We start from the raw sequence: 19,472 nt of genomic DNA, 5'->3' as shown, positions 1-19,472 counted from the left end.
CCGTTTTTACTGTTTTTACCAATACCTAGCAAATGCTATATATCATCTTTTCTATTAGGAATCTCAAGAAATCAACTCATTTCCTCTAAAAATTCCACACAAAATGGATGATTTTCTTCATGTAAACAAAACGCTAGTCGCTGCCTGAAATTTAGAAAAGTCACCATCTCTAATGCTTTTTCAATTGGGAAAAAGCCTACTTCGAGAGACTCCGAACTCGTTGTTAACTCTCCTCCGACTGGTTTACCTAAAAACAACGTATTACAAATGGACTGAGTGACATTCTGGAATACACCACAAAATTTGGTCACCTCAATATCAATACCGCTCTCTTCCTTCGTTTCTCTGATCGCTGCATGTATCAACGATTCGCCTTCTTCAACCACGCCACCAGGCATTTCCCAACCTCGATCAGGGCCTTTTATTAATAAAATTTCGTTACGCTCATTAAGTACAATGGCTGCTGCAGAAAGAAAATGCTTTGGCATCATCTTTGTGTCCTCCTATGAATTTCGTATAATGAAATTATCATCATTGACCCTACCTGTAGATCTCTCACCTTTGTCGAGACCTATTTTCCCTAATCATCCAAATACCCGAGATCAGATACATAAACGAAGTAATACCAAACATTTTAAACATACTTGGGGTCATTGCGGTGTATAGACTTATAGGAAGTGACCAAACAAATGCAAGAAACATAAGCGAAGGCCTTCTAATAACGACCCCTAGCAGCGCTACACAAGCTGGAATAAAAAGCGTAACTAATGTATTTATTAAAACGTCATTGTCTACACGCTCATGGGTGTATGGATTGAACAAAGCAAATATGATCCAAAGTATCATTGAACCAGTTGAAGCGAGTAAACCAATGAATTTCGGAAATTTCATTTCGCATTTTCCTCCGTGATAAAACCTCATTGTTAGACTTCACTAACAAATTGCTCAAGCTTATGATTATCCTTTATTATCAAAGACTTCATCTTATCCTGACGGAACATATCCAAAATCTTCGGTTTACTTTTCTTTTCGAATCCAGCATTCCATTTAAACATCTTCATGAAAATTTTAAATGTTGGTGTATAATTTGCTTTTTCGATCCCTAGTTTTTGCAAAATAAATCTCCTAATAATCCTACTTATTCTTACCAGATACGGTGTGTCCAAGAAAATGATTAATTCGGCATTCTGGAAACATTGAGAAACCCAATCATGATGGTGAGCACCTTCAATGATCCAACGGTCAGAAGACATTATTTTGTCTAATAGAGCATCTCTTTCTTCATCAGATCTTCTTATATCTTCACCTTTATGTCTTTTCCAAACTACGTTATCTAATTCATAATAGGGTATGCTGTATTTTCGTGATAAATTTCTAGCAAGGGTGGTTTTACCGCTTCCAACTGAGCCTATAATATGTATTTTCTTCGGAATATTCACGTTCAGATGGAGCACCCCACTTAAGTAAAAGTTAATATTCCTTAATTCTCTCTAGCAGCTTCTAATTCCTTCCATCTGTTCGCACGACTCCCCGTAATCATACATCCTGATAACTTAAAGGGGAACGTAGCGCCGCTATTTCGTCTCAAATGATCCCATTTCCCTCAGCAAGGGAACGTAGATGTCCTAATTGCTCTAAAATAGCTCAAAACCAATGCCACATGCATGAATAGCGTATCCTCGTTCCCCTGAAGCCTCAGATCGGTACTTTTTTTAAAAATAGTGAATCTACGTTCCCCTTCGACCACAAACTCGCCTTTTCGAAACAAAAAGTCCATACCGAAGTATGGACCATGGTTAAACATTACTCAGTACAAAGTTCAACTTACCAAACTCATTTATTATAGATTCGATAGATGATTAAGGCTGCTTCGGCTCTTGTTGCATGACCAAGTGGATTCAACAAACTTCCGTTTCCTTGAATGATGCCTTCCTTGCTCATTGCTGCTAGATCTTCAATGGCATATGCGGATACATCGGACTTATCTGTAAACACATTGAGGTCCACGCTTGTGCCGACCGTATTCGTATTCAGTTTCTTCGCTGTTCGCATCGCTCTAGCCGCAATAACCATCATATCCTGTCTGGAAATAGCCGTATTCGGGCTAAATTGGTTAGCTCCGCTGCCCTGTGTAATGCCAAGTTTTTTGGCAATTGCAACAGCTTCATAATAATATGAAGCCTTGTTGACATCCTCAAAATTAACATCGGTATTCGCCGTCAAGCCTAACGATTTTACCAAGAGTAACAAGAAGTCTGCCCGAGTTATGTTGGCAGCTGGCTCAAATGACTTCTCGCTTGTTCCGTTAATGATCCCTTTGGCCGCCATTACTTCAATGGCATCTTTGGCCCAATCATATCGGCCGAGATCATCAAAGTTTTTGAATACATACGCTACGGCATATATGCTAAAATGCGTCGTAGTAAAGCTGATTGTTCCTGTTACTGCGTTGTACCGACTATTTGGAACAGCGACCACTTTCCCAGCACCGTCTATGTACCAGATCACGAGATGCTCAGGATGTTTCAATTCTTCGGCCGTAGGCGTGTAAGGAATGGATACCTCAACCGCTGCATCAGGATTATTGAATGCAATTGGTTTTCCATCTGCTGTAGCATGAAGCTCAATAACTGGTCTGTTTCCTGTCTGTGCCTTCACAGCATCAGGTAGTGTACCAGGATCTGCAAAGCCAATCGTCACACCGATTTCCTTCACATTATCCGCGTTGATATTCGCAAACATGTTGGTAGGAACTACCACATTGGCCGCGTCTGTCCTTAACTCAAGTTTCTGAGTTGATTTGTCTTCTGTGAGAGCCGCTGTCGGAAGAACAATGGAATAAGCCGTTGCACCTTTCACCTTCGGCACATCGATCGAGATACGATTAATCCCCGTCGTATCTGCCTTTAGCTGTTCCAATTTAGTAAGAATGGCACTCGGCTCCACTGTTACCTTCGCCTCACCGGTCTTCGTGTCAAGGATCGGCTTCTGAAGGATTGAATCACTTGGCGATGTTCCTGTTGTTGTACCAGGACCGGGTGAATTCCCCGGACTATCATCGTCAATATCGTCCGGCAATGTCGTTGTGTTCGTTGGCACCGTATACGCTACTGCCTCACTCGCTGTCGATAGGTGACCCAAGTTATCATAGGCCACAATCGCATATTGATAGGTTTTGCCAGCTTCAAGCTCACTTTCGACAAATGCGGTAGTAAAAGTTCTACCGACATCCACACCGTCCCGATAAATGATGTAACCCACTTGTCCGGGATCTGCATCTGTCCGTGCTGAGAGAATGCGAACTTCATTCTTCAGGCTTTTCGAATTGTCATATTCCATTACCGCTACTGGCGTACTGGTTGTAGAAGCAGTCACCCGATTGGACGCGTCGGATGCAGCACCGGCTTTTACCGCAGCGACTTTATAGTAGTAGGTTGTTCCGCTAGTAAGCCCATTATCGGTAAAGGTCAGTTCAGTCCCCGCGTACACTTGCTTGTAACCTTGTTCTGGACTCAGGGACCGATAAAGTTTGTAGCTGGCAGCTCCCGTAGCAGCTCCCCAAGTCAATTTAATGCTTGAAGCTGTATTTGCGCTTGCTGTCAGAGACGTTGGTGCTAACGGCTTGAAATACGCTTTGACATTGTCAAAATCCAAGCTGCTAACATTATCTACAGCTACCTTCACGCCGTAAACAGAGGATGAAACTGTTCTAAAGCCAAACTGACTCGCAGATGCTGCTGATGAATCATTAACAAATAAGTCGAATTTATTCGTGCTGGTATTCAGAACAATTTTAGTTCTATACCATGTTCCATCAAAGACGACAGGAGAGAAGATCGCTGTTTTCGAGCTGCTGCTGGACGACTTATAGGCAAAAATTTGGCTGGCACTAAAATAGGCGTGCACGGCTGCAGCACCAGCAGGATTAATAATAACGGGTATGTTTTTCCAATTTGCATTTGTCGGCAATACATCTGTTTCTACCGTAACAATTCCTTGAACGCCTTGGGCGTCGCCAAAGGTTCTTACTGCACTTGTCTCAAGAGCATTACCGCCAGTAAGTCTAACTGCGTGACCAGGTGCTGCTGCATAAGTTGCATTTACAACTGTCACTGGCCTTCCAGTATCTTCCACTATCGTCCAGCCTGCTGGATCCGCACCGAGCGCATCGCTATCAAAATTGTCGCTGATCAGTGTTTGCACAACATTGAACGAAGAAGATACGATGTTGGAATCCGGTGAGTCTCCCTCTTCGTTAACGGCAACGACCTTGTACGAATAACTTGTGATTCCATCAAGTCCCGTATCCAGGAAGAATGGACTATTCGTCGTACCTGCAAGTTCAAACTGATCACCACTTGCCGTGGATCTATACACGGAGTAGCTTGCAGCATCCTTGCTTGCCTTCCAGCTTAGCTTGATTGAAGTCCCCGTGTTATCGCTTGCAAACAAAGCATCCGGCGTGGTAGGTATACTCAACCCTGATGCATTTTTGGTTGTAGTTGTCAGCAGACTGGATTCTGCCGAAATCGCACTACCGCTTAATGCCACCATTTTATAATAATAGGTTGTTTTGGCAACTAAACCGCTGTCTGTATAGGAGCTTCCGGAAGGCACCTCTGCCGCCAGTTTAAAGCCGGTATTCGCCGATAGGGAACGATAAATTCGATAACCGGTAGCTCCAGTAACCGGCGTCCATGATAATTTTAGACCAGAACCTGTTTGTTCGCTTGCTGTTACATTTGTCGGAATAAGCGGAACAAACGAAATCTTGACTTGATCCAGCTTCATGGAACTGGCAGTACCTCCCAAAGCAAATATAACGGTATCGATTTTATTAACCGGGCTTTCCCGGAATGACCACTGGTTACCGACAAGCTGATCATCCACGTACATGTCAAACTTCTTAGTTGCCATATTAACAATGGCTTTCAACTTATAAGACTTGTTTAAATCCATCGGATTCAAAAGATCAACCTTGGAAGAACCGCTGTACCCCCATATCTTGTTGCTCTGCATAATGATGTTAACAGCACGTTTGTTTGTAGCACTATCTCGAAGATCAAGCACCGTCTTATACTGGATGTCATCCGCTTTCACCGTGACTTCCGCCGTCACAATGGCACCGGCAGGTATGCTCAGCGTGTGGCTAATAGAAGGATCTCCTTGATAATTGCTATTTTTCTTTATATAAACGTAAGCACTATTCGGCGTCTCTTCCTCAACCGTCGCCTCTGTCCCCGTTGGGATAGTTGTCACCCAATTTCGTTGGCCGTTCAACTCGCCTCGATTAAAGTCATCGAAATTATCGTCAATGACATTCGCCGGCACATTAAAAATGGTTGAAAGAGGGGCAGTAGCAGCAGACTCGCCTCCTAGATTAACCGATGTAATTTTATAATAATAATTCATTCCTTCTTCCAAACCAGAATCGGTATAGCTGGTTGATGTGATCATCGTACCTAAACTTGTCACCAACTCGAAATTACCTGTCAACGAGGTTGACCGGTAGAGCTTATATTCTGTAGTGCCTGGTACTTCATTCCAAGCTAGGGAAAGCGTAGTGCCCATGTTGGTTACGACGTGCAGTCCGGTTGGCGCAACTGGGACAGTCCAAGCAGAGTTGATCTCTGAATAGGCAGAAATCCCTTTCGTATTTACAGCCATCACTTTATAAAAGTACTGAGTACCACTGCCCAGTTTGGTATCCGTATAAGTCGTGGCTCCTGGTTGTAGATTAAGAATAGAGTAGTAATCTCCATCTACCGAGGTAGACCGGTAAAGTCTGTAGTCCGCTGCACCTTCAACTGCCTCCCAATTAACGGTCAGGCTATTCACTGTATTTCCGCTTATTGTTAGATTAGCAGGAGCTGCTAGCAGAGCATCTGCCTTGTCTACGGCTTGCCAAGATAATTGAACACCGTTGGCACCATTTTGGGTGGCTATAAGACCAGTTGGAGCAGCAAGTGCCTGCTTTTTACCAGGCAAGCGGAATTTAACATGAAATGTCATTCCTCTCGCATCCTTGACATTAACGGAAATTTTGGCCTTATCGTCGGAATGATTCAAAGAAACGCCCGGATCAATTGAAACGATATCGCCGAAATCCGTATCTAAAACAAGATCAATTGTCCCTGTATTGGCCATGGTAGGATCGGAAACGGATATCTCCATATCCTCTTCTGTCTGCTTGATCATGACCGAAGCTTTTTTGTTACTCGTCACCTGATTCACAGTCGTCAATCCATCATTCCAGAAATTAATCCCTGTAATTCCTAATTTCGTTTCTTTGACTGCTTGAGCTTGTGAGGAATTCTCAATGACCTCAATATCCGGATGCGTAGAATAATTTCCTACCTCCTCGCTTGATTTACCCGGCAAGAGCACATAGGAGTAAGTCTCATTATTCGGATTCGTACCATGATCAAACCATAAATTCATATAGGAACGAGTGGAATTACTTTCACTTCCACCTACATTCGTACTGATCCATTGATCCGTACGGCTTTCACGCAATGCTTTCACAGATCCCGCAACTGGGAAGTAGTAGCCAACATCTGAGCCCGGCACTTTACCTTGCAAGTGAGCCCAACTCACATTCGGCAGCATTTCAGTCTCACCCAGATTCTCTGGATGTAGTTGACCGTTAACCGTAAGCACATTGTCTCCGTTATTATTCAATTTGCGATTCTCAATGATCGTCTCGACATCCTTATTGTCGTTTGATGAAATACCCGCACCGAGCGCAACGATTTCATCATCGAACATAAACCAAGACTTCTTGGCTTGCAGTGTTGCCCCTGGGCTTCTAAACTGCATGCCAGAAACGCCATAAAGTCCGGAGATTTCAGTGCCTCCTACCCAATTATAGGGACTTAACTGACCTGATGCATTTTCAGAGTTAACATTTACCGTTGTTCCCGGCAGACGGTAGCTATTCACTGTCGGCCAGAAATCATCATCATATTGACTGGCATCCGCGTTGTATAGATAAGTCATGCCATCACCGGTATGCCACCCCTTCAAATTTTCACCATTAATCGATTCGTAATTCGCAATACGGCTCGAAAACATACTGATACCAAATCCATAGCCGTTCCCCAGATGCACGGTACGATCCATACTAGGGTACTGTTTATGGGCAATGAGTTCGCCTCTAGGTTTAACCGTGTTGTCCTGCATGAGTTTCTTAAGTTCAATTATGAGGGAAATGGAAGACAACGTCGGATAAATATCATCATACGTATCTTGCTCAACCCAATATTTCACCATGCTTTTATACGTTGCCGCTTCTTCAGCAGGAGCAAGAAGAGCTAATCTTACCAGAGACCCGATGACGCTATGTCCTGCGTGCCCATTTCCTCTGGATATATATCTGCCTCTTACCATGTCCATCATTTCGCCGTCATAAACAAAAGGCTCGAAGCCGTCAGACACGTGTTTATAAAAAATGGCTAAGTTCGGGTCAACGATCTCCCATGTAGATTGGCTAAGTATATAGATCATCCTCGATAAATTATCGAGCATGCTGGTTCCGTAACCGCCGTTATACGCATACGTGTGATGCTGGATAAAGGAACCGTCCGAGTAAAAGCCATCGTCAGTCTTTACATCCGCCAGCACCCTGCTAACACCATTTCTAGCAGCGAAAAGCACCGTGGAATTTTTACTGATCACGCCATGAATCATCGTAATATTACAGAATGAGAGCTGATTAGCACCGGTAGAAGCCGGATTGTTCAAATCAGGCAGCATAAACTTTACTTGCTTCAGAATAATAGCAAGTACCTCAGGCGAAAGCGCATCATAGAGCAGAACGCCTATGTTGTCTAAGCTTGTTGGTGAAGCGATTTCCCAGTCAAACCAGTTATCATACCGCTGTGTTCGCGTTGGAAAGCTTTCGTTGTATCGGTTGACGTACATCCATTGAAGTCCGCTTTGAATATCTGCTAATAGGTCGGCGTTCCCTTGAAGAGTAGACCCCTTCGTACTGTAGGCGATAGCCATGCTTTCAAGTCGTTGAAAGCTGCCCGATACGTGCGCAGAAACAGGCTTCTCAATTTCAGCCGTATTCGGATCATCAACAGTATCTTTAGAAGAACTTAAATCACTCCATAAATAAGTTCGGTCTGTTTGCTTAGCCATCGTACTCCAAGCGTTTTGTGCGTTTGATGTGATGATCTCAATTTTGGGCCGAATATCTACATCATCAGGATCAAATGTTGATCCGCCAGTGATCATATCGAATAGTCTCAATCTCAGGACATCGAACTCATCTGACTCAGCTGCCATGGAATTATTAGGAACTAGCATAAAGCACATTAGCAGTACCATCGCCCATATTCCCGTTTTACGTAAACGCTTTCTTCTCATCATTTACCTCCCTGATTGCACGTTTAATTAGAATGCCTCCTGTTACCTAGACAACCTTAATTCCAATTAGCCGAACCCGCAATATACATTTTTTATAATGATTAACATGAACAATTAACTATTCTTCGTTTGATTAACAGGCCTGTAAATTAAGAGTTTACGTGTAACGCTTATGCAGTGAATATAACTATGTTTTAATTTCATCAATTTAAGCAATCATTTGTACAAATTTCGCAATGAAAACGGTTTCGTTTTACCCCATGATAAAGAAGAGATCCATATCGAAGAGTATCAAAGGAGTTCCTACCCCATGACGAATCCGAAGAAGCTAAGTTTGTTTGCTATTACATGGCCTTTATTTATTGAATCCTCGCTACTCGTATTTATGCGAACTTCTGATACGTTCATCGTGAGTCATGTGTCGGATCAAGCTGTTGCCGCGGTTGGCGTCAGCAATCAGCTCATTATTTTTTTATTCTTGCTGCTCCAAGTGGTTTCAACCGGTTCAGCTATCGTCATTTCTCAATATTTGGGCGCGAATAAAACGAAAGATGTCAAGAAATTTGCTGCTGGAGCCATCTCGCTTAATTTCCTATTCGGCTTCATCATAAGTCTGTGTATTGTTTGCTTTAGCAAACAGTTGCTTCAGCCATTCGGGTTGGAACCAGACACACTGGAGCAGGCCCGTATATTTCTATCTATCGTTGGCTGTGCCTTATTTATTCAAGCCATTAATATGACCATCGCAGCAATAACGCAAGTACACGGTTATACCAGATATACCATGGCGGTCAGCTTGGGAATCAATCTCGTAAATTTGACTGGCAGCATTTTATTTATTTTCGGTCCTTTCGGCTTTCCAAAGCTGGGAGTCCCTGGCGTCGCCATATCGGCCGTAGTCAGCCAAGTTCTCGGACTCGTTGTATATAGCATGATTTTAACTAAAATCGTTCGGTTGAACTTATCCTTCAGCGACTTTTACAAAGCGAGATTTGCAGAAATAAAAAAAATATTAACCATCGGTATTCCCACTGCCGGGAGCCAACTCATTTATTCCATCAGTCAACTGATGACGACATATTTTATCACACAGTTAGGTGCAGAGATGCTCTCCACACGAATTTACACACAAAATATTATGACATTCATCATGGTGCTGGCCATAGCCTTGGGACGTGGGACGCAAATCATCATTGGTCGACTGGTCGGTGCAGGTGAAAAGGAAGAAGCTTATAGGCAGTTGTTTCGTAGTTTACTCCTTAGTTTATTGCTCTCACTTGCCGCGGTTACGTTGACCGTTTTGTTCAGAAAACAATTGATCGGCATGTTCACGGACAACATTGAAATCATAGCATTAGGGGCTTTTTTATTGACTTACGGTTTCCTCCTAGAACCTGTTCGCTGTTTGAATATCGTAATTGGAGAAGCCCTTCGAGCTACCGGTGACGCGAGATTTATTCTCCTAATCGGCTCATGTGTCATGTTGGGGTTGTGTGTCCCGCTAACTTATTGGGTTGGTGTCCATCTGGGATACGGATTGGTAGGCATGTGGTGCGTGTTCATCATGGACGAAGCGGTGAGGGGACTTCTGTTATTATTGCGCTGGCGGAGCAGAGCTTGGGAGAAGAAAGTGTTGGTGAGCCGAGAGGAAATGGCTTAGTTTGGTCGGAAGGATAGCTTGGCATCGATTAAACCGACAACGCCCCTTCACTTTAACGTGAGGGGCGTCATGCTTTAGGTTCTTATAACTCTACTCGATGTTGCAATAGATTCAATGCAGGACGCGGATCATTGCTCGTCAATAGCGTAGTCCCGCACTCCAGCGCGTAAGCCACCTGCTCTTCCGTATCTGGGCAGTAACACCAGGCTAGCAGTCCCTGAGCTTGATAGGTCTGCACTTTTTCTTTGGTTAGTTTGCTCATCGGGAAGGCAATCGCCCACATTTTCGAATAGGTACCCTGCTCGCCAGCTTCGAAGTTCGACATCATTTCACCCTCGAATCCTTGGGTCCTCAGCTGAAATTCATCATGAAGATAAGCGAGAATCGCGGCGTCAAAACAAGTGAACACACAGCGTGATAAGTAGTCATACGTTTTCAATAGCGCGATAGCTTGATCTGCCACTTCTCTTGCCTGTTGACTTGGTTTGATTTCCACATTCAGCAGCAGCTCAGGATAATCCTTCAACATCTCGCATAGTTCCTCCAAGGTCGGAATTTGCAGTCCTTGGAACTCCTTACCTAACCAGCCTCCAGCATCTAACTGCTTCAATTCGGCTAAGGTGAAACTGTTCACAGGGCCCGAACCATTCGTGGTACGGTCCACAGTCTCATCATGCAGGACAACCACCACATTATCCTTGGACATGCGCAGATCAAACTCCAACATAGCTACACCAAGGTCCAACGCTTCGCGAAACGCAAGAAGTGTATTTTCAGGATAGCAGGTTTTGAAGCCCCGGTGTCCGGCCACAATGAAAGATGAAGTATTCGTTAGTCTATTAATCACGGCGGTCATATCCTTTCCCATGTCAAACTCATTATTTGGTGAGAATTTGCTCAGCTTGCTTTTTAAACGTATCCAGTGAAGTTTTAATGTCTTTATTATCGTACATAGTCGCTTCAATCATCTTGTTGAATTCACCCATAACTTCCGGCCATGCTACAGATTTGTTCGTATCAACGGCATATTGCAACTGATCAAAGGCTACTTTACGGTTCGGTTCTTTCGCCCATAGGTCAGTTAATTCTTTAGAGGCGGCCATTGATTTCGTGAAAGGCAAGTAACCGGATTGTAAAATGAACGGCAAAGCTCCTTGCGGATCTGTTTCCATCCAACGCACGAATTCCCATGCAGCCGTTTTATTCTTGGAACCAGCCATCAGTGCGACATTTGCTCCACCAGTTGGCGTACCATAAGCTTTGTCCATCGGTAGGTACGCTGTCGTATAATCAAACTTTGCAGTACTGGCAAGCCCGCCAATGCTACCTGTTGATTGATACATCATCGCAACCTTGCCACTAGTGAACAGTTGGTTAGCAATATTGCCTGAATCTTTCGCTGGTGGATAAAATAATGCGCCAGAACTTTGCATATCCTTCAAGAAACCGAATACTTTTTGTCCAACACCATTGTCATAGAACCCAATTGATTTCTTATTTTCGCTGAAGAACGTCCCTCCGGCTTGCGTGATCATGGCGATTGGATACCAAGTATCATAAGGCATGGTCAAACCATATTGCTTAATTTCGCTTCCTTCTTTGATAACCATGGCATTCGCAACCTTTTTAAGGTCATCCCATGTCTTCGGCACAGCCAAGCCTTTGGCATCCAACAACGTTTTGTTAATATGCAAAATAGGTGTAGAACGATTTAAGGGCAGCGTCACTAGCTTATTATTAAAAGTAGAATGGCCCATAAGACCTGCAATGAATTCATCTTTGCTGAGATTAGAAGCTTTCATCATGGGTGTCAAGTCTTCCAATGCGTCTGCATCAGCAAAAAGCTCAACATATGCACGCTCTAGCATCGTTACATCTGGTGCTGTCTTCGCAGCAATCGATTGCTGCAATTTGGTAACTGTTTCGTCATAGGTTCCTTGAAACGTACCTACAACTTGGATATTGGGATGGGAATCATTAAAGCGTTTTAGCAAAGCATCCATGTACTCACCATTTTTACCGCTAAGTGAATGCCAGATGTTGATTGTCGTTGTGCCAGCTTTAGTTGGCTCCGCTTTGACGGAATCCGGCGCAGCGGATCCAGCAGAATTGGATGAAGGTTCGGCTTGGCCGCAGCCTGCAAGTAAACCGACCATAACTGTTGTAGCAAGTATAAGGCTTAATTTCTTTTTCACGATAAAATTCCCTCCATTATTGGTTGGTCATTGTACGTTTATTTGAAAGGGATTAAATCGTCATTTAATCCCTGAATAAACAAAAGCTTTGACAATTTGTTTGGAACAAAGGATGTAGACGATGAGAATAGGAATAACGAGAACGACATTGCCTGCCATAATAATATGCCAATTGCTAATACCCTCGGTTTCCCGAAGTGTTGCAATACCTAAAGTAAGAGGACGTACGAGTGTCGTATCCGTCATCACCAGTGGCCAGAAATAGTCATTCCAATGCGCCACAAAGCTGAATAACGCAATTGTGGCCAGTGCAGGCCTCGACATAGGGGTCATGATGTTCCATATCACTTTGAATTCATTGGCATTATCCAACCGGGCAGATTCAATGATTTCTTGCGGAATTTGCTTAAAATATTGTCTTAGTAAAAAAATACCGAAAGCATTAGACATGAACGGAATGATTTGCGGCCATATCGTCTTAATGAGCCCCCAATCCGCCAGCATCAAGTACACGGGGATAAACGTAACCTGCGTTGGCATCATAAAGGCCAGCAGCACCATGCCAAAGAGGATTGAACTTCCTCTAAATGTGTACTTGGCAAATGCATAAGCTGCAGGAATCATAACAACAAATTGTAAAACGAGAATTGCGATCGTGATGACAATCGAATTGCGCGTATACGTGAGGAACGGACCGGCTGTCATTGCTTGTACGAAATTGTCCCATTGTGGTGAAGCCGGAATCCAGACCGGCGGGAACGCCAAGGTTTCTTTGAACGTTTGCAGTGACGTCGAGAGCATCCATAAGAATGGAAAAACGAAAACAAGTAATATGAGCGCTTTTGCTGCTGTACTCAATGTCCCGATTAGTGATTTGAGTTCCATTGTTCGCAAGGCGAAATCCCCTTTTTCATGGTCATGTAGGCCACTATTGATAATGCACCTTTGTGGACAGCAGTCGGAAGTAAACGAAAGTTAACAGGCCGATAATCGCCATCAAAACCACGCCCGATGCTGACGCATAACCGATATTCGTCGTTCTAAAGCTATAAATATAATAGACAAGAGTGCTAGTCGCTCCGTTAGGCCCGCCTCCGGTCATGATTTGAACCGTATCGAACACCTTAAAGGAACCAATTGTCATGATGACTAAAATGAAGAACAATTGCGGCGAGATCATAGGGAGCGTAATTTTGAAGAATACCTTGCTCCGACTGGCATTATCCAATGCCGCTGCTTCGTAGATGCTGGCCGGTACACTTTGCAGAGCTGCTGAAATAATTAGCGTGTAATAACCGATCGCTTGCCATACGGATACGATGATCACTGACATTAACGCCGAATGTGAGCTCTGAATCCAGGCTGAGGTAGGCAAGTGGAACGCCTTCAACAGATAGTTAAGGAAGCCTACATTGGGCTCCATCATCCACATCCAGACTAGGGAGATGGAAACAATCGACACAATATGAGGTGTAAAAATGCCCGCTTGTACAATGGCATTCCAACGACTTTTGCGATGGAGCCATAAAGCCATAAGTAGCGCCAGGACCATCGTCACCACCACGACGCTAACTGTGTAGACCACAGTATTCGTCAAAGCCTTATAGAAATCTTCCCTCGTAAAGATTTGGTGATAATTATCCCAACCAATGAATTTACTTTTTGCTTTGTTAATCAAGTTATATTTGAAGAAACTCAGGTAGATCAAATGTAGGATTGGATAAATGACGAAAAGGATGATGCCTGTCATTGCAGGTGCTACAAGCACATAAGGGCGAATTCGTTCCCAAATCGTTAATTTATGCATACGTGTATCCTCTAAGCGCCTCCATGTATGCGTGATAACGCGCATCGCTTTCCTGAATCCGATTGCCGTCCTTATCAAAGAAGTAGATGCGATGAGTTTCAACACTTAAATGAACCTCTTGATCAACAGTAAAGTTGTCTTCCACACATTTGACCATGAACGAATACCCTGAACCCTTGATCTGATACAAGGTTTCCGATCCCAGCATTTCACGTGTTGCAATGATACCTTTGAATGAGAAATGCGATGATGCGGGCACACTCGATAGCATCGCACTTTCTGGGCGAAATCCGAAACGAACTCCGTCCAAGCCCAAGTCATGCACGTTCATTGGTGGTACGCCTATGAATTGAGCCGTGAATAGATTTTCAGGCTTACGGTACATCACATCCGGTGCTGCTTCCTGTTGAATCACACCTTGATTCATTAGGACGATCGTGTCAGCCATAGACATCGCCTCCACCTGATCGTGCGTAACATACACAAAGGTGGTACCTAGCTTCTTATGGAGCTCGATTAACTCAATTCGCATCTGTGCACGCAGCTTGGCATCGAGATTAGACAAAGGCTCATCCATCAAGAACACCGACGGTTTCTTCACCATCGCTCTTGCTAGAGCTACGCGTTGCCGTTGGCCGCCTGATAATGTGGAAGGTTTGCGGTCCAAATACGGCTGTAATCCTACCGTCGCGCTAATCGATTCGATAAGTTCTGTTCTTTCTGCTTTGCCAACTTTGTTGTTTTTTAAGCCAAATTCGATATTTTCCCTCACCGACATCGTCGGATAGAGGGCATAGTTCTGAAAGACCATCGCTACGCCTCGCTGCCCTGATGGGATACGCGTGACATCTTTGCCATTAATCAGCACCGATCCAGACGTTTGCTGATCGATACCAGCGATCATACGCAACAGCGTCGTTTTGCCGCAGCCTGACGGACCCACTAGAACAGTGAATGAACCATCTTCGATTTGCAAATTCAGTCCACGGATTACCACATTCTTCTCAAACGATTTTGAAACATTCACAAACTCAATCGAAGCCATTATGAGTCCTCCTCTTCCTTACAATGAATGCCCACCCCAGTTGGCTTACACCGTATAAATGGTCATTCCGCTATCTCTGAATGGCTTAAGCTCTTCTTCAGCAGCTTCCTTACCGGTAATAAGTGTATGAATTGCGCTATTAGGCGCGACTGTATGGAGTGATACCTTACCAATCTTGGTATCATCGGTGACAACGATAATCTCCCTAGCTGCGCGAATCATTCCCTGCTTAGCAGGCACCAGCTGTGCTTCCGGGTGCATGAGACCATGCTGCGGGTGCAGTGCAGGCGTTCCGATAAACGCTTTTAACGTATGCAGCGAACGCAGGACATGGTCTGTGAACATCCCATTGAGCATATAACTGTGCGGATATAGCTCTCCACCGGTCAGAATCACCTTAATTCTAGGCGCGTCCCGCAGTTCAGCAGCTACATTCATATCATTGGTAATCACAGTGATATCGGAGCGGTGTACGAGATTTCTAGCAATGTGGAGCGTAGTCGTTCCCGAATCGATGATGATATGATCGCCATCCTCCACGAGACTAGCCGCCATCTTACCGATGCGCATCTTCTGCTCGAGATTATGTGTTGATCTTTCGCTGAACGAAGGTTCATCATGCGTCCATTGTTCCACGATGACACCGCCATGCGTTCGTTTCAGCGTGCCCTCCTGCTCGATCTCCATCAAATCTCGGCGAATCGTCGCCTCATGCACCTTGAATTCACGCGCCAACGCATTGACGGTCGCCGTATTATACTGCCTTACATATTCTACAATTCGAAGTTTTCTCTCTGCTGCCAGCAAGTCTATATCCTCCATTTCACACATAACCATTCAATTAACGCTCAATTCTGTGCACATCAATGTTCATATAAGCTCATTTTGATTGTAAATATGAAACATTATGCGAATGTTAACTCGAAATGAAGATCATGTAATTCTGTGTGCAAGGTTCAATTCGTTGTAAGCTCTAAGCAGCGTGTAGCGGGATGGCCGAACAAGATGCCCTTCATTTAAGCTTCGTTCAAGCAATTGAGGGTCGACACCAAGTTGTTCAATTGTTATAGGACCGCCAACCTGCTTTAACAGTTCTCCCAACTTCTGAGCATCGGGAATTCGCATAATTTGCTTCGTAATTGTCGACCAATGATCCCTAATATGCGGCGTGTAAACCCATCGTTGCGGTCCCTCAGCAGCAAGTCTGTGGTACAATTTACTGATTTCAATACACGCAACGCCTACCTTGGCTCCGTGAAGAAGTTGGCGCTTTCCCTGTCGGATATAGGCCATTTCCCAATAATGGGATAAATGATGCTCGCTGCCGGAAGCCGGATGCGACTGTCCGAACAACAGCATCGCAAGGCCCGATTCGATAAGAGAAGTCATCAAGGTATATATGCCTTCCACATCTCTCTTGGCAATCTGGTCTACTTGATGAACACAGCGTGCCAAGGCTCTCTGCGTGATTTCAGCTGAGGCAAGCAGATAGGGTTCATCAGCAATCTGCGCCCCAAAACTCCAATCAAATAGTGATGTGTATTTGCCCAACATATCCCCGAAGCCCGCCGCAATCAACGTAGGGGGAGCTTGCACGAGTACATCCAGATCAGCGAAAATCGCATCCGGCCCGATCGCAGGGATTGTAACCTTCACGCCGCGCGTGATAATCGGTGCCCCCTTAGAGTTGAACCCATCTACGGAAGGGGCTGTCGGAACCGAGATGAACGGGATAGACGCGGTATACGCGCAATATCTCGTGATATCATGAAGGGTCCCACCGCCTACGGCAATGACAAGCCTGGCACTTGCCTTCTGTACATCCAACAAGAGTTGGATTACTGACGCCTCGTCCGCCAAAACATCGCCGGTACGATTCGGTATAATCATTGTCACATTGGCATTAACGCCCGCCGTCACCAAATGAGTGTATAGTTGATTTCCCGCTGATTCGTAAGTGGTCGTATCCACAACCACGATGACACAGCCGTATGCTTTCTGTGCTACGTACTGCGCTGCCTTGTACAAAGCGCCAGCCTCAATTCGGATCTCATCTATATCGATATTTCCTTTGGTAGTAGGATGGAGAGCTTCCGCGTTTTGTTTGATTAGGCTCAGAATATCTTTTGCGCTGTTATTGCTTACTTCCATCAGCTTCTCTTCCTTCCGCTTCTTCGTTAGTGGCCAATATCTTTTGTAGAGCGGCAAGGGAATCCCACACCCAATCGGGTTTCAACTCGCTAAGTTCAGCTGCCTCACGAGTCAAATTCCCCGTTAATACTAATGCCGTCATCATCCCCGCCTTCTTACCCAGTTGAATATCCGATTCCAAGCTATCCCCTATTATTAGGCATTGTTCTACTGGAATCCCGAGTGCACCGATGGCAGCATCAGCCATGAGCTGAGATGGCTTACCGATGACAAGTTCAACCTCTCTTCCTGTCGCAGCGACAATAGCACCGATCATCCCTGCTACGTCAATGGATAATCCCTCTGCGGATGGAAACATTTTGTCCGCATTCGTTGCCATGATTCTTGCGCCATGATATGCCGCCCGAAACGCCTCATTCAAATCCTTATACGTCAGCGATTCATGCAGCGTAATTAGCAGCCAATCCGCGCATTCAGGATATTCGGCCAATGTAACACCTACTTCACGCAGTTCATCGCGAAGCCCCTCATCTCCCAGTACCCACACTGCTGCCTCTTCATAATGTTCTTTGATGTAAGCCGCTGACACCGTCGAAGAAAGAATGATCTCATCAAGCTGTACACCAAGCCCCATTCGAGCCAACTGGTTATAGCACATTTTCTTAGAAATATTGCCTCTATTACTCAAGAAAACAATTCGCTTTCCCAAACTTCGGAGCTTCTCAATCGTTTGAGTCACTCCCTCAATAACTTCGCCGCCTCTATAGACAGTTCCATCCAAATCAATAACAAATCCGTTTACATCCTGAAGTTGCATCCTGACACTTCCTCCACACTATGAAGTTCGATACTGCGCAATAATGAACATTATGCGCATAACTTTGTTCGTTGTTGCTCGTTTGTATCTCCAATATAAACATCGACCATTATCGGATTGTCATCCTGATATGAAGAACTTGTTAATTTGGAAACAATTGCTTCACAAATGCAAAAAAAGCCCAAGCAAATTACTTTACTTGGACTTATATTCAACTATACTATTTTGTTTTTACCGTCCAATCTTTGATTTCACTTTCTCTAGCATCGGTGCAGCCAAGGCTCTTGCCTTCTTCGCTCCTTCAAACAAGATACGGTCAATTTGTTCTCGTGATGCCATCAAATCATTATACTTGTTTCGAGGTTTTTCCAAATAATTATTCATAACCTGAAACAGTTCTTGCTTGGCTTCGCCCCAACTAATTCCTTTTACCAATTTATCCCTAAAAACTTGAGTCTGGCTAGGCGTAGCGAATTCTTTATACAATAGAAACACATTAGATGTATGAGGATCCTTAGGCTCATTTGGAGGCGTAGAATCTGTTTTAATTTTATTAATAAGCTTCTTTAATTCGTCAGCAGTTTCAAAAAGAGGTATCGTATTGCTATAACTCTTACTCATTTTCCTCCCATCAAGTCCAGGAACGACAGAGGTGTTCTCATCTACAACATAATTAGGTAATTTGAAGGTTTCTCCATAATTCCTATTGAATCCATCGGCAATATCTCTTGCTATCTCAACATGTTGAATCTGATCCTTACCTACTGGAACTTTATCAGACTGGAATAACAGTATATCCGCTGCCATTAAAATCGGGTATGTAAATAACCCCATATTAACTCCAGTGTCCGTATCCACTCCCAATTGCTCATTCGTATCGATCATAGCCTTATATGCGTGAGCACGATTCATTAATCCCTTGGATGTCAGACAAGAAAGGATCCAGCTAAGTTCAAATATTTCTGGGACATCTGACTGACGATAAAAAATCACTCGATCTGGATCAAGCCCCAGTGCCAACCATGTTGCCGCAATCCCATAAGATAGCTCATTAAACTCGTCTCTGTTCTGAATGAATGTTAATGCATGATAGTCAGCAATGAAATAGAGTGCCGTGCAATCACTATCTTTGGCGATTTGTAGTGCCGGTTTAATGGCCGCAATGTAATTCCCTAAATGAACTCTCCCCGTAGGTTTAATTCCTGTTAAAACAATTTCCGTTGACATGTTGTTTCCCCTCCTTCTGATAGACAAAAAAGGGGCATTCTCCATCCTTGAAAGGACGAGAATACCCCGTGATACCACCTTAATTAGCCCGAATTCATACTCGGACTCACTCTAACGTATCGAAACATGCAAGATGTTTGAATACGCGTCTCTTGTAACGATGAGACTTTCGCCAAAGCCTACTCAACGAATTTTCG

Annotated in this window: 13 protein-coding genes and 1 other annotated feature (1 of these 14 cut by a window edge); of the genes, 1 reads left to right on the top strand and 12 read right to left on the bottom strand. The window is 44.2% G+C overall.

From position 1 onward, the window contains the following. Positions 1-71 precede the first annotated feature (71 nt). The 3 genes from HQN88_RS13420 to HQN88_RS13410 all read right to left on the bottom strand — a co-directional run bounded on the left by HQN88_RS13420 (position 72) and on the right by HQN88_RS13410 (position 8,373). Positions 72-491 carry an NUDIX hydrolase gene (locus HQN88_RS13420; protein ID WP_173112327.1) on the bottom strand — a complete coding sequence of 140 codons (420 nt, stop codon included), beginning with the start codon at positions 489-491 and terminating at the stop codon, positions 72-74. Between the two features lie 432 nt (positions 492-923). Then, entirely contained in the window at positions 924-1,445 is a 522-nt protein-coding gene (locus HQN88_RS13415; RefSeq protein ID WP_173112422.1) for an AAA family ATPase, read from the bottom strand. A 388-nt stretch (positions 1,446-1,833) separates the two neighbouring features. After that, positions 1,834-8,373 carry a polysaccharide lyase family 8 super-sandwich domain-containing protein gene (locus HQN88_RS13410; protein WP_173112324.1) on the bottom strand — a complete coding sequence of 2,180 codons (6,540 nt, stop codon included), beginning with the start codon at positions 8,371-8,373 and terminating at the stop codon, positions 1,834-1,836. Positions 8,374-8,683: 310 nt separating this feature from the next. On the opposite strand from HQN88_RS13410, the gene HQN88_RS13405 reads away from it, so the two are divergent. Beyond that, positions 8,684-10,033, top strand: coding sequence for an MATE family efflux transporter (locus HQN88_RS13405; RefSeq protein WP_173112321.1), 1,350 nt, complete (start codon positions 8,684-8,686; stop codon positions 10,031-10,033). An 82-nt stretch (positions 10,034-10,115) separates the two neighbouring features. On the opposite strand, the gene HQN88_RS13400 is transcribed toward HQN88_RS13405, so the two are convergent. The 9 genes from HQN88_RS13400 to HQN88_RS13360 all read right to left on the bottom strand — a co-directional run bounded on the left by HQN88_RS13400 (position 10,116) and on the right by HQN88_RS13360 (position 19,275). Further along, positions 10,116-10,880, bottom strand: a complete 765-nt coding sequence (locus HQN88_RS13400; protein ID WP_274319568.1) for a glycerophosphodiester phosphodiesterase family protein — start codon at positions 10,878-10,880, stop codon at positions 10,116-10,118. Between the two features lie 31 nt (positions 10,881-10,911). Beyond that, on the bottom strand, positions 10,912-12,228 hold the full coding sequence (locus tag HQN88_RS13395) for an ABC transporter substrate-binding protein (protein ID WP_274319567.1): 1,317 nt from the start codon (positions 12,226-12,228) through the stop codon (positions 10,912-10,914). 60 nt (positions 12,229-12,288) lie between these two features. Continuing rightward, entirely contained in the window at positions 12,289-13,122 is an 834-nt protein-coding gene (locus HQN88_RS13390; RefSeq protein ID WP_420794185.1) for a carbohydrate ABC transporter permease, read from the bottom strand. 34 nt (positions 13,123-13,156) lie between these two features. Next, positions 13,157-14,035, bottom strand: coding sequence for a carbohydrate ABC transporter permease (locus tag HQN88_RS13385; protein WP_173112318.1), 879 nt, complete (start codon positions 14,033-14,035; stop codon positions 13,157-13,159). Continuing rightward, positions 14,028-15,080 (bottom strand): ABC transporter ATP-binding protein, encoded by a 1,053-nt coding sequence (locus HQN88_RS13380; RefSeq protein WP_173112315.1) that lies wholly within the window; start codon positions 15,078-15,080, stop codon positions 14,028-14,030. Before HQN88_RS13380 ends, HQN88_RS13385 begins: the two co-directional genes overlap by 8 nt. Positions 15,081-15,125: 45 nt before the next feature. Then, entirely contained in the window at positions 15,126-15,887 is a 762-nt protein-coding gene (locus HQN88_RS13375; RefSeq protein WP_173112311.1) for a DeoR/GlpR family DNA-binding transcription regulator, read from the bottom strand. Positions 15,888-16,013: 126 nt separating this feature from the next. Next, positions 16,014-17,231: a sn-glycerol-1-phosphate dehydrogenase gene (locus HQN88_RS13370; RefSeq protein WP_173112309.1), complete on the bottom strand. Its 1,218-nt coding sequence runs from the start codon at positions 17,229-17,231 to the stop codon at positions 16,014-16,016. Then, entirely contained in the window at positions 17,215-18,048 is an 834-nt protein-coding gene (locus tag HQN88_RS13365) for an HAD-IIA family hydrolase (RefSeq protein WP_173112307.1), read from the bottom strand. The genes HQN88_RS13370 and HQN88_RS13365 overlap by 17 nt, the downstream gene beginning before the upstream one ends. 231 nt (positions 18,049-18,279) lie before the next feature. Continuing rightward, a complete protein-coding gene (locus HQN88_RS13360; protein WP_173112304.1) occupies positions 18,280-19,275 on the bottom strand; it encodes a tryptophan--tRNA ligase in 996 nt (331 codons plus the stop codon). Between the two features lie 48 nt (positions 19,276-19,323). Beyond that, positions 19,324-19,472 (bottom strand) — a binding site (T-box leader); it runs 108 nt beyond the window's last position.

The organism is Paenibacillus qinlingensis (assembly GCF_013204845.1).
Taxonomy (GTDB): domain Bacteria; phylum Bacillota; class Bacilli; order Paenibacillales; family NBRC-103111; genus Paenibacillus_E; species Paenibacillus_E qinlingensis.
Note: the sequence above shows the minus strand (reverse complement) of the source record. Positions and strands in the feature narration are given on the sequence as shown.